Origin of the sequence: Azohydromonas lata NBRC 102462, assembly GCF_001571085.1 — a bacterium.
Classification (GTDB): Bacteria; Pseudomonadota; Gammaproteobacteria; order Burkholderiales; family Burkholderiaceae_C; genus Azohydromonas; species Azohydromonas lata.
In genome coordinates, this window is record NZ_BCTC01000012.1 from 21,774 (window position 1) to 39,988 (window position 18,215).

17 protein-coding genes are annotated in these 18,215 nt (G+C 66.3%); 7 read left to right on the plus strand and 10 right to left on the minus strand.

Annotated features, from left to right (window positions below; genetic code table 11):
• Position 1: 1 nt before the first annotated feature.
• The gene (hpnE, locus tag ALA01S_RS06675; protein ID WP_238455717.1) at positions 2-1,312 is read left to right on the plus strand and encodes a hydroxysqualene dehydroxylase HpnE; all 1,311 of its coding nucleotides are present in this window, start codon (positions 2-4) and stop codon (positions 1,310-1,312) included.
• 175 nt (positions 1,313-1,487) lie between these two features.
• Positions 1,488-2,264 carry an IclR family transcriptional regulator gene (locus ALA01S_RS06680; protein ID WP_066333792.1) on the plus strand — a complete coding sequence of 259 codons (777 nt, stop codon included), beginning with the start codon at positions 1,488-1,490 and terminating at the stop codon, positions 2,262-2,264.
• Positions 2,265-2,373: 109 nt separating this feature from the next.
• On the opposite strand, the gene pbpG is transcribed toward ALA01S_RS06680, so the two are convergent.
• From pbpG to ALA01S_RS06715, 7 genes are all read right to left on the minus strand, one after another.
• Entirely contained in the window at positions 2,374-3,375 is a 1,002-nt protein-coding gene (gene pbpG / locus ALA01S_RS06685; protein WP_066333795.1) for a D-alanyl-D-alanine endopeptidase, read from the minus strand.
• A gap of 162 nt (positions 3,376-3,537) precedes the next feature.
• Positions 3,538-5,079: a 2-isopropylmalate synthase gene (locus ALA01S_RS06690; RefSeq protein ID WP_066333797.1), complete on the minus strand. Its 1,542-nt coding sequence runs from the start codon at positions 5,077-5,079 to the stop codon at positions 3,538-3,540.
• A gap of 13 nt (positions 5,080-5,092) precedes the next feature.
• Positions 5,093-6,775 (minus strand): 2-isopropylmalate synthase, encoded by a 1,683-nt coding sequence (gene leuA / locus ALA01S_RS06695; protein ID WP_066333799.1) that lies wholly within the window; start codon positions 6,773-6,775, stop codon positions 5,093-5,095.
• Positions 6,776-7,044: 269 nt separating this feature from the next.
• Positions 7,045-7,881 (minus strand): CDP-diacylglycerol--serine O-phosphatidyltransferase, encoded by an 837-nt coding sequence (gene pssA, locus ALA01S_RS06700; protein ID WP_066333801.1) that lies wholly within the window; start codon positions 7,879-7,881, stop codon positions 7,045-7,047.
• A 120-nt stretch (positions 7,882-8,001) separates the two neighbouring features.
• Positions 8,002-9,018, minus strand: a complete 1,017-nt coding sequence (gene ilvC / locus ALA01S_RS06705; protein WP_066333804.1) for a ketol-acid reductoisomerase — start codon at positions 9,016-9,018, stop codon at positions 8,002-8,004.
• A gap of 154 nt (positions 9,019-9,172) precedes the next feature.
• Positions 9,173-9,664, minus strand: coding sequence for an acetolactate synthase small subunit (gene ilvN, locus ALA01S_RS06710; RefSeq protein WP_066333806.1), 492 nt, complete (start codon positions 9,662-9,664; stop codon positions 9,173-9,175).
• A gap of 169 nt (positions 9,665-9,833) precedes the next feature.
• Complete coding sequence (locus tag ALA01S_RS06715) at positions 9,834-11,606, minus strand: acetolactate synthase 3 catalytic subunit (protein ID WP_066333807.1); 1,773 nt, start codon at positions 11,604-11,606, stop codon at positions 9,834-9,836.
• Between the two features lie 247 nt (positions 11,607-11,853).
• Between ALA01S_RS06715 and ALA01S_RS06720 the strand changes: the two genes are divergently transcribed.
• From ALA01S_RS06720 to ALA01S_RS06740, 5 genes are read left to right on the plus strand one after another with little or no spacing between them, the layout of a single operon-like run.
• On the plus strand, positions 11,854-12,420 hold the full coding sequence (locus ALA01S_RS06720; protein ID WP_066333808.1) for an RNA polymerase sigma factor: 567 nt from the start codon (positions 11,854-11,856) through the stop codon (positions 12,418-12,420).
• Entirely contained in the window at positions 12,417-12,881 is a 465-nt protein-coding gene (locus ALA01S_RS06725) for a DUF3619 family protein (RefSeq protein WP_066333811.1), read from the plus strand. The genes ALA01S_RS06720 and ALA01S_RS06725 overlap by 4 nt, the downstream gene beginning before the upstream one ends.
• Before the next feature lie 17 nt (positions 12,882-12,898).
• Complete coding sequence (locus tag ALA01S_RS06730) at positions 12,899-13,654, plus strand: DUF3106 domain-containing protein (protein WP_169805859.1); 756 nt, start codon at positions 12,899-12,901, stop codon at positions 13,652-13,654.
• Entirely contained in the window at positions 13,651-14,172 is a 522-nt protein-coding gene (locus ALA01S_RS06735) for an RDD family protein (protein ID WP_066333817.1), read from the plus strand. Before ALA01S_RS06730 ends, ALA01S_RS06735 begins: the two co-directional genes overlap by 4 nt.
• Before the next feature lie 4 nt (positions 14,173-14,176).
• On the plus strand, positions 14,177-14,605 hold the full coding sequence (locus ALA01S_RS06740; protein WP_373862977.1) for a diacylglycerol kinase: 429 nt from the start codon (positions 14,177-14,179) through the stop codon (positions 14,603-14,605).
• Between the two features lie 176 nt (positions 14,606-14,781).
• Here the strand turns inward: ALA01S_RS06740 and pepA are convergent, their stop codons facing one another.
• From pepA to ALA01S_RS06755, 3 genes are all read right to left on the minus strand, one after another.
• Entirely contained in the window at positions 14,782-15,648 is an 867-nt protein-coding gene (gene pepA / locus ALA01S_RS06745; protein WP_066333822.1) for a flocculation-associated PEP-CTERM protein PepA, read from the minus strand.
• 437 nt (positions 15,649-16,085) lie between these two features.
• Complete coding sequence (locus ALA01S_RS06750; protein WP_084267274.1) at positions 16,086-17,237, minus strand: nitroreductase family protein; 1,152 nt, start codon at positions 17,235-17,237, stop codon at positions 16,086-16,088.
• Positions 17,227-18,111 carry a ThiF family adenylyltransferase gene (locus tag ALA01S_RS06755; protein ID WP_066333824.1) on the minus strand — a complete coding sequence of 295 codons (885 nt, stop codon included), beginning with the start codon at positions 18,109-18,111 and terminating at the stop codon, positions 17,227-17,229. The genes ALA01S_RS06750 and ALA01S_RS06755 overlap by 11 nt, the downstream gene beginning before the upstream one ends.
• Positions 18,112-18,215 lie beyond the last annotated feature (104 nt).

Sequence of the window (18,215 nt, forward strand, 5' to 3'; positions counted from 1 at the left end):
CGTGGCCGCGCCCGCCCTGCCCCAACGCGCGGCGCGGCCACTGCGCGTGGGCGTCATCGGCGGCGGTTGGGCGGGCCTGGCCGCGGCGGTGGAGGCGGTTTCACGCGGCCATCACGTCACGCTTTTCGAGATGGCGCCGCGCCTGGGTGGACGCGCCCGCGCCTTGCCCGATGGCGTGCTGGACAACGGACAGCACATCCTCATTGGCGCCTACCGCCAGACGCTGGAGATCATGCGCCGCGTCGGCGTGGACCCCGCACAGGTGCTGCAGCGGCTGCCGCTGGCCCTGGTGACGCCGGACGGCCGCGGGCTGCGCCTGCCGCCGGGGCCGCCGCTGGCCACCTTCGGCTGGGCCGTCATGCGCCGCCCGGGCTGGAGCCTGCGTGAGCGGCTTGGGCTGCTGGGCGCCTCGTTGCGCTGGGCGGCCATGCGTTTCACCTGCCCGGCCGACTGGAGCGTGGCGACGCTGTGCGAAAGCCTGTCGCCGCGCGTGCGCGCCGAGCTGATCGATCCCCTGTGCGTGGCCGCGCTCAACACGCCCGCCGACCGCGCCAGCGCCACCGTGTTCCTGCGCGTGCTCAAGGACGCCCTCTTCGGCGGCGCCGGCGCGGCCGACCTGCTGTTGCCGCGCCGCCCGCTCTCGGCCCTGCTGCCGGAGCCGGCCGGCGACTGGCTGCGCCGCCACGGCGCCACGCTGCGCGTGGCCAGCCGCGTGCAGGCCGTGTCGCGCGAAGGCCACACATGGCTGGTGCAGGACGAGCGCTTCGACGCCGTGGTGCTGGCCGCCAGCGCCACCGAGGCTTCGCGGCTGGCCCAACCGCTTGCCCCGCAATGGGCCGCGCAGACGGCGGCGCTGCAGTACGAGCCCATCGTCACCGTCTACCTGGAAAGCGCCGGCAGCCGACTGCCGCTGCCCATGCTGCAGTTGCATGAATCCGACACCGCGCCGGCGCAATTCGTCTTCGACCATGGGGTGTTGGGCGGCACGCCGGGCCGCTTTGCCGCCGTGGTCAGCGGCGCGGCGCCCTGGACCGCGCGCGGCCTGCAGGCCACGGGCGAGGCCGTGCAAGCCCAGCTGCTGCGCGACTTCCCCGCCGGCATCTGGCGCAATCCGCCCAGCGTCAAGCGCGTGGTGGCCGAGCGCCGCGCCACCTTCGCCTGCACACCGTCGCTGCAACGCCCGCCGGCGCAGGTCGCGCCGGGCCTGTGGGCGGCCGGAGACTATGTGCAAGGGCCTTATCCCGCCACGCTGGAAGGTGCGGTGCGTGCCGGCATCGCCGCCGTCCACGCCCTGGAAAACGCCCCCAGCTGAGGCTTGTGTCCCCGCCAGGCGGCACCTTTGCGCACGCCGGGCCAACCCTGGGGCTATGTGCTTCGCCCCTGCCGTGCAAGGCTGCACACTGCGGAGAAACCCCTAGCGGTCATGTCAAGCAGCAAAGTGAATTTTCGCGATGCAAAATATTGGCAACCACAGCACAATCAGCCCCATGCAGAAAAAGGAACTCCAGACGCCCACGATCCAGGTCCTGGAGCGCAGCTTTGCCCTGCTGGATGTACTGGCTGCGCATCGGGAACCGGTTTCTTTGAAGCAAATCAGCGAACGCACCGGACTTCACCCCTCGACGGCGCACCGCATCCTCAACGACCTGGCCGCCGGCCGCTTCGTGGACCGCCCCGAGGCCGGCAGCTATCGCCTGGGCATGCGGCTGTTGGAGCTGGGCAACCTCGTCAAGGCACGGCTGGACGTGCGCGACGCGGCGCTCAACCCCATGCGCGAGCTGCACAAGATCACGCACCAGACGGTCAACCTCTCGGTGCGCCAGGGCGACGAGATCGTCTACATCGAGCGCACTTACAGCGAACGCTCCGGCATGCAGGTGGTGCGCGCCGTGGGCGGCCGCGCGCCGCTGCATCTCACCTCCGTGGGCAAGCTCTTTCTCGCCCACGACGAACCCCAGCGCGTGCGCGCCTACGCCGCGCGCACGGGCCTGGCCGGGCACACGCGCAACAGCATCACGGACCTGCAGCGGCTGGAGCGCGAGCTCGGCAACGTGCGCCAGCAAGGCATTGCCCGCGACGACGAGGAGCTGGAGCTGGGCGTGCGCTGCATGGCCGCGGGTATCTACGACGACCAGAACCAGCTCGTGGCCGGGCTGTCGCTGTCGGCCCCTTCCGACCGCTTGGAAGAAGGCTGGATAGAGCGCATCAAGTCCACCGCCGCCGAGATTTCACGCGCCCTGGGCCAGCAGGCCCACCAGGGCTGAAGAGGGACGACACGGGACGCCTGGAAGTCCGCCGTCCTTCCGCTCCACCGGTCCATGAAAAAAGGCCTGTCCGCTGGACAGGCCTTTCGCATTGGAACCCAGGCTGGAATCAGTCGCCGTGCTTGGCCATCGCCTTGACGCCGGACTCGGCACCTTGCAACAGCCACTTGCGCAGCCGCTCGGCATCGCCGATACGCGAGTACTTACCGGCGGAATCCAGCAGCACCATGATGAGCTTGCGCCCGGCCAGGTCGGCCTGCATCACCAGGCAGCGGCCCGCCTCGGTGATGTAGCCCGTCTTTTGCAGGCCGATGTCCCAGGTGCCGCCGCGCACCAGGCCGTTGGTGTTGTGGAAAGTCACCTGACGGCTGCCTACCATCACCTGATGCTCGGTCGAGGTCGAGAACTCCCGCACCACCGGGTTGCTGCCGTGCGCGTACTTCACCAGCGCCGCGAGGTCGCGCGCGCTGGACTGGTTGCGGCTGGAGAGCCCGGTGGGCTCGGCGTAGTGGGTATCGTTCATGCCCAGCTCGCGTGCCTTGTGGTTCATGGCCGCGACAAAGGCTTCCTCGCCACCGGGGTAGTGGCGCCCAAGCGCGCTGGCGGCGCGGTTCTCGGAGGCCATCAGCGCCAAGTGCAGCATCTCTTCACGCGTGAGCCGAGTGCCCACGGCCAGGCGCGAGCTGCTGTTCTTCTCGGTGTCCACGTCTTCCTGCGTGACCGTCAGCACCTCGTCCATAGGCAGCTTGGCCTCGGTCACCACCACTGCCGTCATCAGCTTGGTGATGGAGGCAATGGGCAGCACGGCCTGCGGGTTCTTGCTGAACAGGATTTCGTTGGTGTCCTGGTCCATCACCAGCGCGACGCTGGACTTCAAGTCCAGCGGATCGCTGGTGCTGTGCAGCCCGTAGATCTGTCCGAAAGAGGCGCGAGCCGGCGCCGGCTCGTCGGCCACCACGCTGCGGCGCGCCAGCACCGCGCGCACCTTCGTCTTCTCCACCTTGGCCTCGACGCGCGGCGCGACCTTTCGCACCGGTTTTCGGGCGGCCGCTTCGGCCACATGAGGCTGCAAAAAGGCCGCGCCGACCAACAAGGTCAGCGACCAACTCATCAAGCGGAGGTTATGAAGGCGACGCACGGTAGAACTTCCGGACTGCGGGGGCGGCAGAGTTTACGGGAGGGCAAAAACATATGCAATATCAAAAACTTAGAGAGACTTCCTCAAGTTCGACTTGCACATGATCCAGTCCCTGCGGGCCAGCCGCACCCCTTGCTAGCCCTGCGCAGCCACTCGCTCGGCCTGGCTCTGCAGCTTGTTGAGAGCCGACAGATAAGCCTTGGCCGAGGCGATGACGATGTCGGGGTCAGCCCCCACACCGTTGACCACCCGGCCACCGAGTTGCAAACGCACCGTCACCTCGCCCTGAGATTCTGTGCTGCCTGAGGTGATGGCATTGACCGAATACAGCAACAGTTCCGCACCACTTCTTACTTTCGACTCAATCGCCTTGAGGCTGGCATCCACCGGGCCGTTGCCTTCACTTTCCGCATGGTGCTCCGCCTCGCCGGCAGCAAACACCACACGGGCAAAGGGCCGCTCGCCGGTCTCGGAGCGCTGAGCCAGGGAGAGCAAACGGTAATGCTCGTGTTCACTGGTAACGCTCTCGTCGCCCAGCAGCGCGATGATGTCTTCGTCGAAGATCTCGCTCTTGCGGTCGGCCAGGTCCTTGAAGCGGGCAAAGGCGGCGTTGAGCTCGGCCTCTGACTCCAGCTCCACGCCCAGCTCCTGCAGGCGCTGGCGGAAGGCGTTGCGGCCTGAGAGCTTGCCCAGGACGATCTTGTTGGCGCTCCAGCCCACGTCCTCGGCACGCATGATCTCGTAGGTGTCGCGCGCCTTGAGCACGCCGTCCTGGTGGATGCCGCTGGCGTGCGCAAAGGCATTGGCCCCCACCACCGCCTTGTTGGGCTGCACCACGAAGCCCGTGGTCTGCGCCACCAGGCGCGAGGCCGGGACGATCTGCGAGGTGTCGATGCCCACCTCCAGGTCGAAGTGGTCTCGCCGCGTCTTCACGGCCATCACGACTTCTTCCAGCGAGGTGTTGCCGGCGCGCTCACCCAGGCCATTGATGGTGCATTCCACCTGGCGAGCACCGCCTATCTTCACGCCGGCCAGCGAGTTGGCCACGGCCATGCCCAGGTCGTTGTGGCAGTGCACGGACCAGATGGCCTTGTCGGCGTTGGGCACGCGCTCGCGCAGCATGCGTATGAAGTTGCCGTACAGCTCAGGAATGGCGTAGCCCACGGTATCGGGCACGTTGATGGTGGTGGCGCCCTCCTCGATCACGGCCTCCAGCACGCGGCACAGGAAGTCGGGGTCGGAGCGGTAGCCGTCTTCCGGAGAGAACTCGATGTCCGGGCAGAGGTTGCGCGCGAAGCGCACCGCCAGCCGCGCCTGCTCCAGCACCTGCTCGCGCGTCATGCGCAGCTTCTTCTCCATGTGGAGCTCGCTGGTGGCGATGAAAGTGTGGATGCGCGAGCGCGGCGCCTCCTTGAGCGCCTCGGCGGCGCGGGCAATGTCGCGGTCATTGGCACGGGCCAGCGAGCACACGGTGGCCTCGCGGATGTGCGAGGCGATGGTGCGCACGGCCTCGAAGTCGCCGGGGCTGGCGGCGGCGAAACCGGCCTCGATCACGTCCACGCGCAGCCGCTCCAGTTGCCGCGCGATGCGCAGCTTCTCGTCGCGGGTCATGGAGGCGCCGGGCGACTGCTCGCCGTCACGCAAGGTGGTGTCAAAAATGATCAGCTTGTCGCTCATGTCCGTGTCTCCTTCAGGCAGCCTGTTCCTGCGCCGCGGCGGGCATCACCCCGGTGCCGGCGCGCGCCAGCCCCGACAGCAGCGCCTTGAGCGAGGCGTTGACGATGTTGGCGTCCACGCCGGCGCCAAACAGCACCTGCGCGCCCACGCGCATTTCTATGTAGGCGGCCGCGCGTGCCTGTGCGCCCGCGCCCAACGAGTGCTCGTGGTAGTCGAGCACCTGCACTTCCGCGCCGGTGTGCGCACGCAGCGCGGCCACGAAGGCATCCACCGGGCCGTTGCCCTCGCCGTGCAGCAGCAGCGCCTGGCCCTCCACCGTGGCCTGCGCCTGCACGCGCATGGCGCTGCCGGCCTCTTCCAGCCGCACGGCGCCCAACGCGACGCGCTCCAGCCGGTACTCGCGGTCGAACAGCGCCCACAGGTCGGCGGCGCCGAGCTCGCGGCCTTCGAGGTCCATGACCTGCTGCACGCGGCGGCTGAACTCCATCTGCAGCCGGCGCGGCAGCACCAGGCCGTATTCCTTTTCCAGCAAGTAGGCGATGCCGCCCTTGCCCGACTGGCTGTTGACGCGGATGACGGCCTCGTAGCTGCGGCCCAGGTCCTGCGGATCTATGGGCAGGTAGGGCATTTCCCAGACGTCGCCTTCCTTGCGCGCGGCAAAGGCCTTCTTGATGGCGTCCTGGTGAGAGCCGGAAAAGGAGGTGTAGACCAGATCGCCCACATACGGATGGCGTGCCGGCACGGGCAACTGGTTGCAGTGCTCCACGGTGCGGCGGATGTCGTCGATCTCAGAAAAATCCAGCCCGGGCGACACGCCCTGGGAATAGAGGTTGAGCGCGACGTTGACGATGTCCAGGTTGCCCGTGCGCTCGCCGTTGCCGAAGAGGCAGCCTTCGAGCCGGTCGGCGCCGGCCATGAGGGCCAGCTCCGCCGCCGCCGTGCCCGTGCCGCGGTCGTTGTGCGGGTGCACGGACAGCACGATGGCCTCGCGCCGCTGCAGGTGGCGGTGCATCCACTCCACCATGTCCGCGAACACGTTGGGCGTGGAGTGCTCCACGGTGGAGGGCAAATTGATGATGCACTTGCGCTCGGCCGTGGGCGCCCACTCGGCCGTCACCGCGTCCACCACGCGCTTGCTGAACTCCAGCTCCGTGCCCGAGAACATCTCCGGCGAGTACTGGAAGGTCCACTGCGTCTCGGGATGGCCGGCGGCCAGCTCGCGAATGAGCCGCGCGTGCGAGACGGCCAGCTCCACGATGCCGTCCTCGTCCAGCCCAAGCACCACGCGGCGCATCATGGGCGCGGTGGCGTTGTAGACGTGGACGATGGCGCGCGGCACGCCCTGCAGCGCCTCGAAGGTGCGGCGGATCAGCGGCTCGCGTGCCGGGGTGAGCACCTGGATGGTGACGTCGTCCGGGATCAGGCCGCCCTCGATGAGCTGGCGCACGAAGTCGAAATCCGCCTGCGAGGCCGAGGGGAAGCCCACCTCGATTTCCTTGAAGCCGATGTCCACCAGCGTGCTGAACAGGCGCATCTTGCGCGCCGGATCCATGGGCTCGATCAGCGCCTGGTTGCCGTCGCGCAGGTCCACGCTGCACCACAGCGGCGCGCGCGTGATCACGGCGTCCGGCCAAGTGCGCTCGGCCAGCCGCACCGGCGCGAAAGCACGGTATTTCTGGGCGGGGTCGGACAACATCGGCATCAAGATCTCCTGGAGAAAACGAAGACTCGCAGCCACGGAATGAAAAAACAAAACGGCCCGCTGCGAGACGCTGGCGGGCCGTTGATCCGTGTGTAAGGACGAAGTCGATCAGCGCGCCCGCGGCACTCCTAGAAGCAGTAGCGAAAAGACAGCGGCGCGGGACGACATCGGCTCAATATAGCACGCCCCTTTCGGGGCACCCCTTGGGGGGTTGTCCATCGCGCCGATAGCGTGCACGCGGCACGCGAATCGGCCCAGGAGATTCAGCGGTGCAGCCCCGCCTCGTCAGGCTCGTCGGTGGACGTGGCGATCACGCTCACCGGCTTGCCCTTGCTGCGCTTGTAGGCATAGACCGCGTAGCCGGAGAAGCCATACACCACGAACAGCGCGAACAGCACCATGGGCGGGTGGATGTTGATCACCGCAATGCCCAGCGCGATGGCCACGATCACGATGAAGGGCACCGTGCGCTTGAAGCTCACGTCCTTGAAGCTGTAGAAGGGGACGTTGGTCACCATGGTCAGGCCCGCATACAGCGTGAGCGCGAAGGCCGTCCAGCGCAGCCACTCCACGTTCCAGGCGTCGCGCCAGCCGGCGGCATCCATCACCCAGATGAAGCCGATGATCAGCGCCGCCGCCGCCGGGCTGGGCAGCCCCTGGAAGAAGCGCTTGTCGACCACGCCGATGTTGGTGTTGAAGCGCGCCAGCCGCAGCGCCGCGCCGGAGCAGTAGACGAAGGCGGCAATCCAGCCGGGCTTGCCCAGGCCCTTGAGCGCCCACTCGTAGACGATGAGCGCCGGCGCCGCGCCGAAGCTCACCATGTCGGAGAGGCTGTCCATCTGCTCGCCGAAGGCGCTTTGCGTGTTGGTCATGCGCGCCACACGCCCGTCCAAGCTGTCCAGCACGGCGGCACAAAAGATGCCGATGGCCGCCTGCTCGAAGCTTCCGTTCATCGCCATCACCACGGCATAGAAACCGCCGAACAGTGCGGCCAGCGTGAACAGGTTGGGCAGGATGTAAATGCCCTTGCGGCGCGGACGCGGCGGCTCGTGCGCCTCGGCGTCATCGGCGTCGCGGTCGTGGATCACGTCGTCGCTCATGCAGCACGAACGCGGCCTCTTGGGCCGCGCTTGGGGGGTCGAATTTTCATGCGCGCGAGGATACCCGAATGAAAAAAGCCGCCCGCAGGCGGCTTTCATCATGTGGAATCCGAGCCGTGATCAGTTGCGGCTCTTGTCCACCATCTTGTTGGCCTTGATCCAGGGCATCATCGCGCGCAGCTTCTCGCCGACCTGCTCGATCGGGTGCTCGGCCGTGAGGCGGCGGCGCGAGATCAGCGTCGGGGCGCCGGCCTTGTTCTCCAGGATGAAGCTCTTGGCGTATTCGCCGGTCTGGATGTCCTTGAGGCACTGGCGCATGGCGTTCTTGGTCTCCTCGGTCACCACGCGCGGGCCGGTGACGTACTCGCCGTATTCGGCGTTGTTGGAGATCGAGTAGTTCATGTTGCCGATGCCGCCTTCGTAGATCAGGTCCACGATCAGCTTGAGCTCGTGCAGGCACTCGAAGTAGGCCATCTCGGGCGCGTAGCCGGCTTCCACCAGCGTCTCGAAACCGGCCTTGATCAGCTCCACGGTACCGCCACACAGCACGGCCTGCTCGCCGAAGAGGTCGGTCTCGGTCTCTTCGCGGAAGTTGGTCTGGATGATGCCGGCCTTGCCGCCGCCGTTGGCCGCGGCGTAGGACAGGGCCAGGTCACGGGCGCGGCCGGTCTTGTCCTGGTACACGGCGATCAGGTGGGGCACGCCGCCGCCTTGCGTGTAGGTGAAGCGCACGGTGTGGCCCGGGGCCTTGGGGGCCACCATCCACACGTCGATGTCTTCGCGCGGCACGACCTGGCCATAGTGCACGTTGAAGCCGTGGGCGAAGGCCAGCGAGGCGCCGGGCTTCAGGTTGGGGGCCACTTCGGCGTTGTAGACGCCGGCGATCTGCTCGTCAGGCAGCAGGATCATGACCACGTCGGCTTCCTTCACCGCGTCGGCGATCTCGGCCACCTTCAGTCCGGCCTTCTCGGCCTTGACCCACGAGGCGCCGCCGCGGCGCAGACCCACCGTGACGCGCACACCGCTGTCGTTGAGGTTGAGCGCGTGGGCGTGGCCCTGCGAGCCGTAGCCGATGATGGTGACGTTCTTGCCCTTGATCAGGCTCAGGTCCGCGTCCTTGTCGTAGTAGACGTTCATGTGATGCTTCCTAGTGGGGGTCTTCGAAGGCGTGAAGGGTGAGTGGTGAAGCGTGCGGACGCCGGAACAGCAAGGGACGAAAAAAGCACTGCGGCCCTTTTTCGCTCACCCTTCACTCTTCACGCTTCACGGAAAAGAAACGAGGCCTGCCGCGTCAGACACGCAGGATGCGCTCGCCGCGGCCAATGCCGCTGGCGCCGGTGCGCACGGTTTCCAAGATGGCGCTGCGGTCCAGCGCCTGCAGGAAGGCGTCAAGCTTGCTGCTGTCGCCGGTGAGCTCCACCGTGTAGCTCTTGTCCGTCACGTCCACGATGTGGCCGCGGAAGATGTCGGCAGTGCGCTTGATCTCCTCGCGCTCCTTGCCCACGGCGCGCACCTTCACCAGCATGAGCTCGCGCTCGATGAAGCTGCCCTCGGTGAGGTCCACCACCTTCACGACCTCGATGAGGCGGTTCAGGTGCTTGGTGATCTGCTCGATCACCTCGTCGCTGCCGGTGGTGACGATGGTCATGCGCGAGAGCGAGGCGTCCTCGGTGGGCGCCACGGTGAGGCTCTCGATGTTGTAGCCGCGCGCCGAGAACAGGGCCACGACGCGGGAGAGCGCGCCGGGCTCGTTTTCCAGCAGCAGCGCAATGATGTGTTTCATGGGTTCGTCCTCCAGGGCTCCTCGGCCCCGGCAGCGGTAACTGCCGGCACCTTGGCCCCGCGTTCGAAGTCAGCAGAAAAAGGCTTGTCGGCCGCCGCCCCGCGCGGCGCCAAGGCAAGGCGCGGTAACGCCCTGCCCCGCGCCGGCTGTGGCCGCCGGCCGGGTGCGGTTACAGGTCCTCGGAGCCCAGCAGCATCTCGGAGATGCCCTTGCCCGCCTTCACCATGGGCCAGACGTTCTCGGTCGGGTCCGTGCGGATGTCCAGGAACACCGTGCGCTCGGTCAGGCGCATGGCCTCGCGCAGCGCGGGCTCCACGTCAGACGGACGCTCGACCTTCAGGCCCACGTGGCCGTAGGCCTCGGCCAGCTTCACGAAGTCCGGCAGCGCATCCATGTAGCTGTGCGAGTAGCGGCCTTCGTAGTCGAGCTCCTGCCACTGCCGCACCATGCCCAGGTAGCGGTTGTTCAGCGAGATCACCTTGACCGGCGTCTTGTACTGCTGGCAGGTCGAGAGCTCCTGGATGCACATCTGTATGGAGCCTTCGCCCGTGATACAGAACACGTCGCTCTCGGGCTTGGCCAGCTTGATGCCCATGGCGTAGGGCAAGCCCACGCCCATGGTGCCCAGGCCGCCGGAGTTGATCCAGCGCCGCGGCTCCTCGAAGCCGTAGAACTGCGCGGCAAACATCTGGTGCTGGCCGACGTCCGAGGTGATGTAGGTGTCACGCCCGCGGGTGAGCTCGGCGAGCTTTTGCACCACGAACTGCGGCTTGATGACCTCGGAGCTGTTCTTGTACGAGAGGCACTCGCGCTGGCGCCAGCCGTTGACCTGGCTCCACCAGTGGGAGAGCGCCTGCTGGTCCGGGCGCTGCTGGGCCTCGCGGATCTGTGCGATCAGCTCCTGCAGCACTTCCTTGACGTCGCCCACGATGGGGATGTCCACCTTCACGCGCTTGGAAATGGAGGACGGGTCAATGTCCACGTGGACGATCTTGCGCTCCACCGAAGCGAAGTGCGCCGGGTTGCCGATCACGCGGTCGTCGAAGCGCGCACCCACGGCCAGCAGCACGTCGCAGTGCTGCATGGTCATGTTGGCTTCGTAGGTGCCGTGCATGCCCAGCATGCCCAGGAACTTCGGGTCGCTCGCGGGAATGGCGCCCAGGCCCATGAGCGTGTTGGTGCAGGGGTAGCCCAGCAGGTCGGCTAGCTCGCGCAGCTCGGCCGCCGCGTTGGCCAGCACCACGCCGCCGCCGCTGTAGATATAGGGGCGCTTGGCCTGCAGCAGCAGCTGCACCGCCTTGCGGATCTGACCGCCATGACCCTTGCGCACCGGGTTGTAGGAGCGCATCTCGACCTTGTCGGGATAGCTGAAGGTCGTGGTCTTGAGCGAGACGTCCTTGGGGATGTCCACCACCACCGGGCCGGGACGGCCGGTGCGGGCGATGTGGAAGGCCTTCTTCAGCGTCATGGCCAGATCGCGCACGTCCTTCACCAGGAAGTTGTGCTTGACCACCGGACGCGTGATGCCCACCGTGTCGCACTCCTGGAAGGCGTCCAGGCCAATCGCGGCCGTGGGCACCTGCCCGGTGATGATCACCATGGGGATGGAGTCCATGTAGGCCGTGGCGATGCCGGTGACGGCATTGGTCACGCCCGGACCCGAGGTCACCAGCGCCACGCCCACGTCGCCGGTGGCGCGCGCATAGCCGTCAGCAGCGTGCACGGCCGCCTGCTCGTGGCGCACCAGCACGTGCTGGATCGAATCCTGCTTGTACAGCGCGTCGTAGATGTAGAGCACCGAGCCGCCGGGATAGCCCCAGAGGTACTTGACACCCTCGGCCTGCAGGCTGCGGACGAGGATTTCAGAGCCGTTGAGCTCGGCGGAGGGAGATTGCGGTTGGGCCCGGAGGGCACCCTTGACTTCCGCGGCAGACATGTCCATGAAGAACCTTTGCGAATTTCTCTGACGAAAAACCATCGGTGTCCCTCCTCGCACCCTTGTGGAGCGGATTCGGAACCTGCGCGGTCAAAAACGAGACACCCGTGTTCGGGCGACAGCTTGAGACCAAAAAGCGTTGTGCGAACCATCGATTATGGCATCACCGCCGCACCAGGGTCTTGACGAATGGTGAGCAGCGTCACGCCAGCAGGCATAATCGCGCGCGTTTGCCGCCGCCGGCCCGCCCCTCTTGGCCACCGACAAAGAACTCTCCGATTTCCTCGCCAGCGTTGAGAAACGCGCTTTCAAGCGCACCGCCTACACCGTCCGTGACGACGATGCGGCGCTCGACATCGTGCAGGACGCCATGATCCGTTTGGCGGAAAAGTACGCGGACCGCCCTGCCGCGGAATTGCCGCTGCTGTTCCAGCGCATCCTTTCCAACGCGACCATGGACTGGTTTCGCCGCCGCAAGGTGCGCTCAGCCGTGGAGAGCAACTTCTCCACCTTTGAAGGCGGCGCCGACGACGAGGATTTCAATCTGCTGGAACTGCTGGAGACGCAGGACGGCAGCCTGGGTGCCGAAGGCGCCGACGATCAGGCCTCGCGGGCGCAGATGTTGCACGTCATCGAACATGAAGTAGCACAGTTGCCAGCGCGTCAACGCGAAGCGTTTCTGCTGCGTTACTGGGAAGAACTCGATGTTGCCGAGACCGCGGAGGTCATGGGTTGCTCTGAAGGCAGTGTCAAAACGCACTGTTCCAGGGCAGTGCATGCCCTGGCCAAGGCTCTGCGCGCCAAGGGAATTGCGCCATGAACTACTCCAGAACCCTCTCCACGCCGCTTGATGCGCAAGCACTTGAAGCACGCTTTGCCCTGCGCCTGACGGCGCGGCTGAGCGAGGGCGCGGCGCGACAGCCCCATGCCATAGAAGAGCGGCTGCGCTTTGCGCGCCAGCAGGCGCTGGAGCGCGCCCGCGAGCGGCGCAAGGCGGTGGTGACGCAACAACCCGCGACAGTTCAGGCCGCAGGCAGCACGCTCGCTTTGGGTGGCGGCCCGCGTGACAAGGGCGGCAGCTGGTGGGAGCGCGCCATGGCCATGGCATTGCCGCTGGCGGTGTTGGTGGGCGGCATGGCACTCATTCACTGGAACCAGACCCACGCCCAAATTGAGGCCGCGGTGCAGATAGACGCCGATCTGCTCACCGATGACCTGCCGCCCGCGGCCTACAGCGATCCCGGCTTCGTCGAATTCCTGCGCAAACAGCAGGACCGCTGACAAGGACCACCGACATCGTGATCCGCCGCCAGCGCCCCGGGCGCTCCCTTCTTATTGCGGCCGCGCTGGCCGTGGCGGCCGGCACCGCTTGGTCACAGCCGGCACCGACCCCGGACGCCACAACCCACGCCGGGGCCACCGAGCGCTCGTCGGCCTGGGCCTCGCTCACGCCGGCGCAGCGCACCACGCTGGCGCCGCTGGAGCGCGACTGGCACAACATCGACGTGCTGCGCCAGCGCAAGTGGCTGGAAATCGCCATGCGATTCCCGCGCATGTCGACCGAGGAGCAGCAGCGCGTGCAGGAGCGCATGACCGAGTGGGCCCGCATGACGCCGGAAGAGCGCGGCCGCGCCCGCGTGCAGTTCCAAGAGGTGCGCCAGATCAGCCCGCAGCAGCGCCAAGCCGGATGGGAGGCCTATCAGGCCCTGCCACCTGAGGAAAAGCGTGAATTAGCCCTGCGCGCCATGCCCACGCCCGCGCGCGGCGCCGGTCAGGCGGCCGAGCCCAGCGCAAAATCCACGATAGTGCGCGTGCCCGCCGCCCCGCCCGTGCTCAAGCCGGTTGGGGCGACGCAGGTGCAGGTGGCGCCCGGCGCCACCACCACCAGCGTCACGCGTGCGCCTACGCCGCCGCTGCACCAGCAACCCGGGCTGCCCAAGATGGCCGCCACTCCGACTTTCGTGGACAAGAACACCCTTTTGCCCAAGCGCGGCGCTCAAGCCGCCGCCACGCTCAGCGAACCGGCCGCCTCGCAGGCGGTTGGCCGCCAGTGACCGCGCCCCTCACCGGCGCGCTGCAGACCCCCAGCCTGAAGCGCCGACTGGCCTGCATGGCCTACGAGGGCGTGCTGCTGTTTGGCGTGCTCATGTTCGCGGGCTTCATCTACTCCGGTCTCACGCAGCAGCGCCACGCGCTGCAGGGCCAGGCCGGCATGCAGGCCTTCCTGTTCGTCATCCTGGGCCTGTACTTCGTGTGGTTCTGGACGCACGGCGGCCAGACTGTGGCCATGAAGGCTTGGCACATCAAGCTGCTGGACGCTCAAGGCGCGCCGGTGGCTCCCAAGCGCGCACTCTGCCGCTACCTGGCCAGCTGGATATGGTTCGTCCCGGCCCTGCTGACTGCGCGGCTGGCTCACCTGCCCTCCAGCACCGCCATTTTTGGACTGCTGCTGGCCGGCATGCTTGCCTACGCCCTGCTGGCCCTGCTGCACCCGCAGCGCCAGTACTGGCACGATCGCCTCTGCGGCACGCAACTCGTCGTCAGCCGCCCACCGCCGCGCAAGCGCAAGTGAACCCATGCACGACCGTCCGCCCAGCGCCGACACCATTCCGACGCCGATGACCAATCCTCACAAGGGCCGCACCGGGCTGGACCGCGTGATGCGCGCCACGCGCTACTCCATGGACGGGCTCAGGATGGCCTATCTCGGCGAGCAGGCCTTCCGCCAGGAAGTCTGGCTGGCCGCCGTGCTGCTGCCGTTGGGCCTGTGGCTTGGGCGCACCTGGGTCGAGACCGCGCTGCTGCTGGGCAGCGTGCTGCTGGTGCTCATCGTCGAGCTGCTCAACTCCGGCATAGAGGCCGCCATAGACCGCGTTTCGCTGGAGCTGCACGACCTCTCCAAGCGCGCCAAGGATCTGGCCAGCGCCGCGGTGTTCCTCTCGCTCGTTCTGTGCGCCATGGTCTGGCTCATGGCGCTGTGGCAGCGTCTGGCCGGCGGCTCCTGACGCGCACCGCTTTCCTGTTCTCCTCCACCGCACCCCTACCTGCGGCGTAGATCTCAGCGCCTCCGCAGAGACTCACACCGGCCCCGTCTTAGGCCATCGCCCATCCCAATAAAAAGCGGCGCACGAAATGTGCGCCGCGATGCGTGAGCCGCGGGCCAAAAGCCCCGCATGCGCGTTCAGTCCTTGCGGCTGCGACGGCGGCTGGTGGCATACAAGCCCAGCAGTCCGCCACCCAGCAGCAGCATCGAGCCGGGCTCGGGCACAGCCGCGGTCGGGGTATTGGAGAAGCTCAGCGTGCCGCCGCCACTGATGGTGGACATGCCGCCAGTCAGCAGTGCCGGACCATTGGAAGCCGCGCTCGTCGTGCCGTTCACGTGCATGTACGGATAAAAGTCGTTAGGCACGTTGAACAGCCGCTTGCCGGCAGCGTTGAGCGACAGCAGCAAAGACACGCCAAAGTCGCCGGAAGCCAGGCCGTTGTAGATGTTCGCCTCGCCCAGGGCCAAGGTCGCCGAGCCCAGCAGCACGTCGTCGCTGCTGTTGCTGCGGGTGAAGTTGACCTGCGTGCCGCCACTGATGGTCGAGCCCGTAGTGCCCAACCGCGTGTTGCTGTTGACGTCCGCGTAAAGGCTGAGGCTGACCGACGCAAAAGCTGCGTGGATCAAGTTGTTGCCCTGCCCGTAGTCCGTCTCACCATTGATGATGAAGGTGGCGTAGAGCTGGTAACCCGCAGATCCAGGGCTGTTGATGTAGGAACTGACGCTGCCGGAGCTGTTGGCGTACGACGACAGGGAAAGGTAGCCCGCCTCACGGAAGAGGTCGCCGCTGCCCGCCAGTCCATTGCCGCCCGTGACAGTCTGGGCAATCCTGGCGCCGTAGGCGTAGGACATGCGGTCCGCTGCAACGGTGTTGGCCGGCGTGCCGGAAATTGCATCCTCGTGAACCTGAAAGGCCGGATAAGCGTAGGCAGAAGAAACGCCCCCCAGCGAGGACAAGGCGGCCCCGGCCACCAAGCCGAGAGAGGGCAGAAAACGGCACTTCATAAAATTCTTTCGCGGACTACAAGTTTCAACTTGTCAAACTGCGTGTGACTGCACAGTAAAAGCAAGGTCAATGCCAACCTTGAAAAATCACCCTAAGTCCTTGATTTTTAAGAAAATACAGATAGATACAAACCAACTTTACGCAATCAGTGTCAAGTTTTCCGACATAGGTTTGTCGACTTGAATCGTATCAAAAATTATCTTAAGAAACCAAATACAACAAAGTTGTTTGACAGGGATTTCCACCTTTCCCGCTCATGCGCCTCCACCAGTGCACAAGGCCATGCGGGCTTGTCCGCAAGAGAACTCATGCTCTCCATGCAGCGTGCTGCAGAACCGCAAAAGCGGTGTACGGACCGCCCAAGGATGTTCCGGCGGCCAAAGACCGCCGATGGAAAAACGCCTGCGGGCGCCCCTTACGTGACGGCGGGCCCCGGTCAGCCCGCGACTTTGCTCATGCTCTGAAGGTTGCCGTGCGGCGACATGGGCTGGTTGGTGCGTGTCGCAGCGCCACTGACCTCCAGCTGCTGCAGCGGCTGGCGAATCGAGCGGCTTTGCGCCGCGGGCCCGGCGCCAATACGGCCCATGAAGACGCAGCGCTGCACTTCCTGCACACCCAACAAGGCCTGCAGTCGCTCGGCGGCATGCACGGCATTGGCATGCACATCGGCTTGCGCCGTGAAGGAACGTCCCTCGCGCAGGTAGCGGGCGAAGATCAGCGGCGTCATGGCCGGCTGCAGGTTCAGCCCCTGCCGCGTGACGGCCAGCCAGAAGCGCTGCATGGCGCGCCCTGCCGCTACGAACTCGTCCACCATGTGCGGCTCGCGCGGCGCCACGAGCGCGAAATGCGCCCCGCAGGCCAAGCCGGGAATCAGGTCCATCTGCAGCCGCGGCGCCACCGTGCCGGCCAGCCAGCGGTTGAAGAAGCGCACGCGCCCCCAACTGCCCAGAACGAAACGCATCATCTTCACCGTCATTCGGTCCGCGCCCAAGGCCTGGTCCGGCACCTTGTCCACGCTGAAGCGGGCATTCCACTCGATGATCTCGCGGTGCACCAGGTAGGCCTCGCGCATGGTCAGCCGCACCTTGGCAAAAGCGCTGAGCAGCCGCGCCATGTCCAGCCGCTGCGTGAAATCCTCTCGCCACACCACGCGGTAGTGCGGCGCCACCGCCGCCTCCAGCGCCTGCTTCTCCTGCGCCGTGAGCCGCCGCGCGCTCATGGCGCGGCGCTGCACGCTGCGCGACTCGATGCTGGCGGCCAGCGGGTCGGCCTTGAGCCGGGGGTCCGGCTTGAAATGCACGTCGAAGGTGGGCCGCCCAAGCGGCGCATCGCCACGCCGTGTCGAGCGCATGGACCAGCCCCGCACCGAGGCCGCGATGGCCATGGTCTCCAGCAGCGCGCCCAACGACTGCTCGCTGGCGTGGCCGTCCAGGTCGTAGACGCAGTGTTCGCGCGTGTCGAAGCCGTGCACCACGACATGACGCTCATTCACCACCTCGAAGCGCCAGGGCTGCGTGTTGTCGCCGCTGGGCGCCCAACGGGCCAGGTCCAGGATGGCGCGCAGGATGTCTTGGGATTCAAGCGGCATGCAATACCTCCAGGGCTGCGCCCATGCGCCGGCGGGCCACCGACAAGGCCAGGCGCTGTAGCGGGTGGCGGTGCCCGCCCGGGCGCCAGGTGCGCACGTACTTGTTGCGGTAGGCGTCGAAATGCAGCCCATAGGGCGCAGGCCACACCTTGCCGCGGCCCAGCAGCAGCTTGACGCTCTCGCCCGCTGCCATCCCGGCCGCAAGCTGGCAGCCGATGATGGTGGACGGCCCGCGCCGCTCGGCCAGGTTCAGCGTCGAGGGATCGACCAGATAGGCCCCGTGCAGCCCCGCCGGCGCCAGGCCCAGCAGGAAACGCAGCGCCTTCTCGCCGTCCGGCAAATCGCCCCAGCCGAAATACTCCTCAAAGGACATGCGCCCGGGCAGGAAATTCAGCACCGCCGAACCCATGCCCAATGGCGCCGCCGTGCAGGCCGGAATTTTCTTGACATGACAGGCTTCGAAAACCATTTGCCGCGCGGCAAACGCAAAAAAATCCAGCCCATCTATATACAAATCGACACCATCAAAAAAGGCATCGATATTGGCCTTGTCCACGCCCTGGCCGAACACCCTGATATCAAGCTCAGGATTGATGTCCAGCGCCATGGCCTTGAGCACTTCGGCCTTTGGACGGTCCAGGCTGCTCATGGTGGCACCCACCTGGCGATTGAAATTGACGACGTCGAAAACGTCAAAATCAGCAATATGAAAGGCCCCAATGCCCAGGCGGGCCAGCGTGAGCAGATGCACCCCCCCCACGCCACCCATGCCGGCAATGGCCACACGTTTGCCGCGCAATATATTTTGTTCGGCACGCGTTACCCAACCGATATTCCTGGAAAACGCGTTTTGATATTCAAATCTGGCGTCCATACATCCTATAAAGTCGCCACTTATTAGTGCAGACGAATACTGTAGGGGACAAGTGCAGAATTGAAGAGACGACAAGCGCCAATAAAATCACGCTGTCTTAAGCA